Raw genomic sequence first — 7,585 nt, 5'->3', positions numbered from 1 at the left:
AGATGGATCTGCTTGTGTGTTTAATTGCTGTAACTTCTTCACACATTAGATTTTGCCCGATTTCAGCAATAATTTACCCCCATGAACGATTACCAATACTAAGAGCTTACGTCTATCAATATACTCAAGGTAATGTTTCCGCTTTTGGTCGTTGGCTTGGGTTATCGAGATATGAAATTCTACATTGGTATTCAGGTGTAGCCATCCCAAATTTAGATAAACTTTTGAAAATCTGCTATGCCTTATCAACTAATCTTGTCGATTTTCTTCAACTTAAAATACTACCTCTTACTCTTAACCAGCTAGTTTCTCTACCTGCTCCTAAACAGAAAAAATTATCATCACAGCCTGCTTTAGTTACTTCAAATAGTAGTCCTAAATGCGAACGAGTTATTCAGGCGATGCAACTAGCTCAAGAAGAAGAACCACCTCCTTCTTTAACTCAATTAGCTGTTCGTTTAGGATTCAAAACTCCTAGTAGTTTAACTGCTTGCTCAAAATCTTTATCAGCATCTTTGGTTACTAGATATAGTGAATATCAACAGCAGCTAAGATTTTTGCACATCAGAAACATACTTGAATTAGCTTTGTTTAGCGACGAGTATCCACCACCTTCTCTAAGAAAAATAGCTAAGAGAACTGGTATTGGTTTGGCTACTTTCTACCACTATTGCCCTATTGTGTGCCATGCTATTTCTTTACGCTATAAAGATTACCGCAAATTCGTCCATAAACTAGCTATTGAGCAAGGCTGTCGAGAAGTGCGCCAACTCGCTCCAGTACTTCATGCACAAGGCATTACCCCTACTGCTAAAAATCTCAGAAAATTTATGCCTCATCCCTCTTCGCTGTGGCAGGCTGAGGTAATTGATGTTTTGAGGCAGATAAGACTGGATCTTTCACAGTAAATCTTATTTATTCGCCTTTCTCTAAGGTTTTACTACTGCGGCCACTTTATGCTTTAAAAACGGCCACATTATCCTTTAAGTGACAATCAGTCACGCAAAAGAACATGGTTTTGCGATGCTGTAACCTTGAGCATAATCTACCCCAAGACCTTTAATTTTTTCTAAAATGGCATCACTTTCAACAAACTCTGCAATAGTTTGAAGCCCCATAATATGCCCAATATTATTAATTGCTTCAACCATTGCTAAATCAATAGAACTATCCAAAATCTGCCGAATAAAACTGCTATCAATTTTGAGAAAATCTACAGGTAGGTTTTTCAGATAAGTGAAAGATGACATTCCACTACCGAAGTCATCTAGTGCAAAGCGACAGCCAAGGCTTCTTAATTCGCTGATAAATAAAGAAGCTTTTGCTAAGTTACTAATAGCAAGAGTTTCAGTAATTTCAAAGCAGATCATTTGCGGTGGGATTTGATGCAAAGCAAATTGCTCATCTAAGAATTCAATAAATTGGTCATCATTGATACTTGCACCCGAAAGATTAATTGCATAAATAGAATTGCATGGCTGATTCCTTGATTGATAATCGTTCCAGCTATTACGATAGTGTTGTCCTTGAGTAGTAAATAGAGTCCGAATTACCCAACGGTCAATTAAATGCATCAGGTTATAACGTTCTGCGGCAGGAATAAATGCCATAGGTAATACCAAAGCCCCAGTTTCGTCTTGCAAACGCAAAAGGACTTCATAATGTTGTTCTTCGATCTGAGTTGGCAAAACTGGGATAATCGTTTGGTAATAAAGGCAAAATCGATTCTCTTCTAGAGCCTGAGTAATACGCGTTACCCATTCCATTTCACCTTTATGTCGTAGTAGCTCAACATCGTCTACTTGATAAACCTGTACCCGATTACGCCCTCGATTTTTAGCTGCATAGCAAGCGGCATCTGCCAGACTTAAGACATGAGCAACACTTTTGCTCTGCGTATCAATCATAACTAATCCAATACTGATACCAATTGTAAAAAGTTTTTCCTGCCAGATAAATCGAAGCTCCTGAACTTTCTGACGGATGGTATTGGAAACTCGTTGTGCTTGTTGTAGTGAGCATTGATTCAGGAGTAAGCCAAATTCATCTCCACCGATGCGAGCTAAAGTATCCGTCTTCCGCACCTGACCTTGAAATAATGCTGTCACTTGACGCAAGAGTTCATCGCCGGCAATATGACCACAGGTATCGTTGACGATTTTGAATTGGTCTAAATCTAGATAGCAGAGGGCGTGTTGCTGATTATGCACCTTGGCATCGTTAATAGTCTGCTGTAAATGGCGTTCAAATTCGCGTCGATTTAGCAGTCCAGTTAAAGAATCATGGCTAGCTTGCCAAAAAAGTTGTCGAGATAAGGTGCGGGTACGGGAGACATAATGAAATACCATAACTGCCCCAATTATCTCACCGTTGCTAGCACGAATTGGGGCAGCAGAATCATCAATAGCAAACTCATCGCCATTACGTGCAATCAGGATTGTATGGTTAACAAGACCATTTTGATAACGTTCTTCTGCTGTCTTTGCCAAAAGTTTCATCACAATATCAGAAACTACCTGAGGAATTTCTCTTAAGCCCAGATTTTTGGCAATTATAGAAGGAGGAATTGGAATTTTAGCAATATGGCAATGAACGAGTTCTAACAGTTCGTTACTTTGACAGGGTAACTGTCCTGTGAGAATTTCATAGAAAATAATGCCTAAAGAATAGAAGTCAGTGCGGTAATCAACTAAGCGGTTCATCCGCCCCGTTTGCTCAGGTGATATATAGAAAGCATCTTCAAAAAAATTCTGATTACTAATTGTTTGCTTTTCTTCATCCAAATAGGTAGCAAGGCTAAAATCGTCAATTTTAACCTGTCCAGTTTGCGGATTGAAAAAAACATTACCAGGTTTTAAATTATTATGAGTAACTTGGTATTGATGGAGGTTTGCTAGTGTTTCGGCAAGCTGAATTCCAACCTCTAAAAATTCACTTAAATCGAAGGATTTTTGACTCAGGTATTTTGAAAGTGGCTCTCCACCAAAATCTTCCAAAATAATTGCTCCAAACTGATGCTTATCTTCTAATACGTAGCATTTAATAACTCCGACAATCTTTAGCGACTGGAGAACTTTATACTCATATTTTAACCGGGCAATATCTTCGATAGTTGGGTATTTTGTTTTAATATATTTTATGATTACAGGCGTTCTATCTAATTCTTTTATTCCCCGATAAATAATGGTACTACTATCTTCTCGAAGGATTTGAGTATGATGATAACCTTTCAGTTGTCTAACCATTATTGCTATTCAAAATCAAATACAGTTTTTCTGTCAAACCCAAGTCATAATCTCCAGAAAAAAAACTTGGACTTTCACCACCCAATTTGTTTTAAAGTCTATTCGTGTTTGCATTATTTCAATCTTGCGGATACGTGCAGAATCTAAATCAATTTAGTCAATAATACCAATTTGAAAAAAGAATGCGACACATCGATAATACCCCTCCCTAACTCTCCCTTGGCAAGGCGAGAGCGCGTCAGCGCAGGTGGGGTAAATCTGTCGTAAACATTTTTGGAATTAGTATAAGTTAAGAAGAGTAACTAAAGCAGCTTGAAATAAAGCAGTCCCTAAGTAATAACTCGTACCTTATATATTTTATTATATTACCAGTTTGGCAATAGAGTTCATCCTCTAGGCTGTTGTTTGCTGTAAAGTTATATGCTAGATGTCATTTGATTTTTGTTTGTTTCAGTTCGAGACTATGGTAAAATTCAAGACTATGGAAGAGAAACTTGGTTGACGCTGTAAGCAATCCAGTCTTAAGAGCGATTCTAAACATTTTGAAAGTCATTCTGGATAAAAGTTAGTTCTTTTTGCTTGGGAGCAACTCGCACAGATTGCGATCGCAAGTTCGTGATCGCAGTTTCTACCTAATCCGTCAAAACCTTGCCTCATAAGCATTTAGGATTTGCGGACAAGTCTATTGAACTGGAAAACCGCAGTATTAGGTTGCTGGGGATTTCGTTGTTTAACCTGGATAACGCCAAACAGTTACAAGCGATTCAATTGCCCTTATTTCAGAATAGGAACATCATATTTTAGCGCAGGTGTAAGCCCCACTTCTAAAAAGCTCAGTTGCCGTCATAAGCATTTTACAAGCTCATTAGTGACTGCAATTGTGTGTCTGAATTATCTCCCAATTCTTGTTGCAGTTGGGATAGTTGATTTTCTAACACTTCAGCAGTCTGAATGAGATTCGACTCTTGGGCTATTCTTAGCTGGGTTTCTTTAATAGAGATTTTTCTCAACAGTTCATTGACTGCATCGACTGAATCATCATTTTCAGTAATCATAGCTGAATTATGACTCCTCTAAATTCTATTTTGAGATTAGTACTCTGCTTCAATTTGATAGAGTGCAGGATTAGCTTCAACAGGTAATTGTTGTTCAAAAATCTCATTTTGGGAAATGCGTTTAGAGAATGCCGATTTCCAAGCTTCTTTACTAGACCATTTTGCAATATTAATAAATTGAAATCTCTCGGTTGGGTCAAGACTGCGATGTAACTTTGTATCGATAAACCCTGGCTCATTTTTCATCAACTGAGCAGTCTGATTCCATTTCCGAAGAAACTCATCTTCTAAACCTTGAGGAACAGAGAAGACATTGATCAGTACTACAGGTGAATCCATAAAAGCTTTTTTAAACTCTGCCATGCTAGATGATAGCATTTACCAGCAGAAGCTAGGATCTACCTATGGTAATAGTGTTATGTAAGTTCAAGTTTTAGATGCTGCTCACCGACAAAAATCATCAACTCTCAACTCGCGCCACACTAAAAATAAAGGTAATACGGTTTATTGACGAATGGCACGCTTGTTAATCGCAAGCCCCTGCTTTAACTGGCTTTTGAGTGTGGGGAGAGGGGGGAGTGTGGGGAGCCAGATTTCTTCCCCATCCTCCCACAGTCCCCACACCTCCCACACCCTATACACTCCCGGAAAGTGGCAAAAGAAGGGTATCTCAGATTTTGCCGACATCACAGCAGAAACTCTAACGTTTTTAACCGTGACCGCCGAATACCAAGTCATCTATATCAAAAATCTATCTCTACCTGACTGCTTTTCTCCTTCAACAGTTAGAAGCAGCGAATTTTGCTCCTATGCAAAGCTAGCTATCAGTACAAAGGCGGCCGCTACTAAACAAATTGATGAATCTTTAAAACGTTTGCAAACAGACCACATTGATTTATTGCAGCATCATGAAGTCATTCGTATGGAAGATCCAGACCGGATTTTTGCCCCTGGCGGTGCGATGGAAGCAGTTGTGGAAGCACAAAAAGCTGGCAAGATTCGCTACATAGGCTTTACTGGACACAAAGACCCTTTAGTACACCTGAGAATGTTGGAAGTTGCCAATCAAAATAAGTTCCGTTTTGATGCAGTGCAAATGCCGTTAAATGTTATGGATGCCCATTTCCGCAGTTTTGAGAGGCAAGTTTTACCCAAACTGGTTCAGGACGGAATTGCTGTACTGGGGATGAAATCTATGGGCGACCAAAACATTCTCAAAAGCAATGTGGTCAAACCTATCGAATGTCTGCATTACGCGATGAATCTACCAACTTCAACGGTGATTACAGGCATTGAAAGTATGCCTATCTTAAACCAGGCTTTTGAGGCAGTACGTACTTTTACACCCATGAGCCAGGAACAAGTTAAAGCATTACTGAATCGGACTCGCCAAGCTGCTCTTAAAGGTCAGTATGAGCTATTTAAAACCACTAGCCAATTTGATGGTACAGCCAAAAATCCTGAGTGGTTAGGATAATGGCTCAGATTTTTTGTAAAATGGTATTAGGGTATTAGTTAATAGCATTTATTCGAGAATGGGCAAAGCGAGATTTCAAATAGGAAGTTTAAGTGATGTCGGAACCATCAGAAAATATCATTGACATGTTTCAACAAGCAATGGTGCTTCAAGACGCAGGAAAGTTTAACGAAGCGGTGGCCTACTATAACAACGTGCTTGCAATCGATCCGTGCCATGTGGAAAGTTGGATCAACAAAGGATTGGCGCTTTGGAGACTGGAGTATCACGAAGCAGCTTTACAGTCTTACAATTCGGCACTGGAGTTTGAACCAAGAAACGCGATTGCATGGATGAATAAAGGGAATACGTTGAGTAGCCTCGGTCAGCAAGAGGAAGCGCTTTCGTGTTATGACCGAGCGTTGGAAATAGACCCACTGATGTCTAGAGCTTGGTACAACAAAGGCGATGAACAGGGTCGAAGGAAGCGGGTGATCGAAGCCAAAGCGTGTTTTGAGAATGCTTATAATCTTGGTTTATCCCAGGCGCAGGAAATGATCGTAAGGTGCGAGCAAATTCTGATGAATGAATGGTATGGGTAATTGTCTTTTCAGCCGAAAGTCAGGACGGCCGCATCTAAATTACTCAAGATCGTAAGCAAAATTGAAAATCGAAGAAAAAATCAGCATTTACTGTATTTACTGTTTGATTTACTTTCCAAGACTCAAAATGAGCCCTTAATATTTTCGCAATAAGTAATGATTAATGATCAGAATCATTATTGAAAACGTCTCGATAAGTGCCGTTTGCGATCACTATACCCCCACCCGGAAGTGTCTGCCCAACAGTTACGCGACTAGCTGTACCCGCATAAGTATTGGCACTTGTATGTTTATCTTCATCAAGCCGAGAAAAAGTTGATGCGATGGTTGCTCCCTGGACTTGCCGCCGGTGGAGCAACCTACAATGAACCACAAGACCACAGTTTTATGAGCCTCTCACCGATGGACTCAGAAGAAGCCGCACAGAGCAGCAATCGCGATGTTTAATCTCAAAAAGACTTCACGGCATTTTACTGAGGGATTAATACCTGATCAATAACATGAATCACACCATTATCTGCTGACACATCCGGTGTGACAACTGTTGCTTCATTTACCTTAACACCATTATTAGAATCAATTTTGAGGTCTGTTCCCTGGGTTGTTGTTACCTCGGACAACTGTGCCAAATCTACTGCAACAATTTTTTGAGCTACTACGTGATACTCTAGAACTTTTCTTAACTCAATCACATCTTCAAGTAATGCTTCTACAGTACCAGATGGCAGTTTAGAAAATGCCTCATCTGTTGGTGCAAATACGGTAAATGGGCCGGAACCTTTGAGCGCTGTGTCCAAACCAGCAGTTGTAATTGCTGTTACCAAAGTGTTGAAAGTACCTGCATTGATTGCAGTATCTATAATATCTGGCATTGAGTTTTACCTTAATTGTCAAAAAACTTGATACTTAGAGGTTTACCACACTTGAGTATCTAGAAAATATAAACCTACGCTAGATGCAATTGAAGAGTAAATGTACTTATCGCATTTTTTGAAGTGATGGCGCTGACGAAATAAAAGTCGAAAGAATCTCTACGATTAATAGGCGTGACCTTTGTGAGTACTCTAGAACACCACCAACCAATCGCACACCACAGACTTAGACCCGTCAGCATAGTTAACCCAAACCTGCCACTCCCTAGCTATCTAATTGGTATACAAAGCAGGTAAGCTGATATTACACCTACCATCGGTAAAAAATTAGTGATAGTAAAGTTGCCTCGCCATC

The 7,585-nt window shown here is 39.6% G+C and carries 7 protein-coding genes and 1 pseudogene; 4 read left to right on the top strand and 4 right to left on the bottom strand.

Features of this window, described 5'->3' with window-relative positions:
• Positions 1-908: pseudogene (locus V7K67_RS18575) on the top strand (hypothetical protein); the annotation flags it as partial.
• Positions 909-998: 90 nt separating this feature from the next.
• On the opposite strand, the gene V7K67_RS18570 reads toward V7K67_RS18575, so the two are convergent.
• The 3 genes from V7K67_RS18570 to V7K67_RS18560 form a co-directional block, all read right to left on the bottom strand.
• Positions 999-3,245, bottom strand: a complete 2,247-nt coding sequence (locus V7K67_RS18570) for an EAL domain-containing protein (protein ID WP_335167867.1) — start codon at positions 3,243-3,245, stop codon at positions 999-1,001.
• Positions 3,246-4,099: 854 nt separating this feature from the next.
• Positions 4,100-4,300, bottom strand: coding sequence for a hypothetical protein (locus tag V7K67_RS18565; RefSeq protein ID WP_335167865.1), 201 nt, complete (start codon positions 4,298-4,300; stop codon positions 4,100-4,102).
• Between the two features lie 36 nt (positions 4,301-4,336).
• Positions 4,337-4,678 carry an antibiotic biosynthesis monooxygenase family protein gene (locus V7K67_RS18560; RefSeq protein ID WP_335167863.1) on the bottom strand — a complete coding sequence of 114 codons (342 nt, stop codon included), beginning with the start codon at positions 4,676-4,678 and terminating at the stop codon, positions 4,337-4,339.
• A gap of 202 nt (positions 4,679-4,880) precedes the next feature.
• Between V7K67_RS18560 and V7K67_RS18555 the strand changes: the two genes are divergently transcribed.
• The 3 genes from V7K67_RS18555 (at position 4,881) to V7K67_RS18545 (ending at position 6,805) form a co-directional block, all read left to right on the top strand.
• Complete coding sequence (locus V7K67_RS18555; protein WP_335167861.1) at positions 4,881-5,777, top strand: aldo/keto reductase; 897 nt, start codon at positions 4,881-4,883, stop codon at positions 5,775-5,777.
• A gap of 95 nt (positions 5,778-5,872) precedes the next feature.
• On the top strand, positions 5,873-6,358 hold the full coding sequence (locus V7K67_RS18550) for a tetratricopeptide repeat protein (RefSeq protein WP_335167860.1): 486 nt from the start codon (positions 5,873-5,875) through the stop codon (positions 6,356-6,358).
• 318 nt (positions 6,359-6,676) lie between these two features.
• Complete coding sequence (locus V7K67_RS18545; RefSeq protein WP_256875343.1) at positions 6,677-6,805, top strand: hypothetical protein; 129 nt, start codon at positions 6,677-6,679, stop codon at positions 6,803-6,805.
• A gap of 23 nt (positions 6,806-6,828) precedes the next feature.
• On the opposite strand, the gene V7K67_RS18540 is transcribed toward V7K67_RS18545, so the two are convergent.
• Entirely contained in the window at positions 6,829-7,230 is a 402-nt protein-coding gene (locus V7K67_RS18540; protein WP_335167859.1) for a fasciclin domain-containing protein, read from the bottom strand.
• Positions 7,231-7,585: the final 355 nt, after the last annotated feature.

Source organism: Nostoc sp. (assembly GCF_036917155.1).
In the GTDB taxonomy this organism is placed as follows: Bacteria; Cyanobacteriota; Cyanobacteriia; order Cyanobacteriales; family Nostocaceae; genus Nostoc.
Note: the sequence above shows the minus strand (reverse complement) of the source record. Positions and strands in the feature narration are given on the sequence as shown.

Excerpts from the sequence above, each read along its gene's own strand:
- V7K67_RS18565 (WP_335167865.1), bottom strand. The coding sequence starts at position 4,300 with ATGATTACTGAAAATGATGATTCAGTCGATGCAGTCAATGAACTGTTG.
- V7K67_RS18570 (WP_335167867.1), bottom strand. The coding sequence starts at position 3,245 with ATGGTTAGACAACTGAAAGGTTATCATCATACTCAAATCCTTCGAGAA.
- V7K67_RS18560 (WP_335167863.1), bottom strand. The coding sequence starts at position 4,678 with ATGCTATCATCTAGCATGGCAGAGTTTAAAAAAGCTTTTATGGATTCA.
- V7K67_RS18550 (WP_335167860.1), top strand. The coding sequence starts at position 5,873 with ATGTCGGAACCATCAGAAAATATCATTGACATGTTTCAACAAGCAATG.
- V7K67_RS18540 (WP_335167859.1), bottom strand. The coding sequence starts at position 7,230 with ATGCCAGATATTATAGATACTGCAATCAATGCAGGTACTTTCAACACT.
- V7K67_RS18545 (WP_256875343.1), top strand. The coding sequence starts at position 6,677 with ATGCGATGGTTGCTCCCTGGACTTGCCGCCGGTGGAGCAACCTACAAT.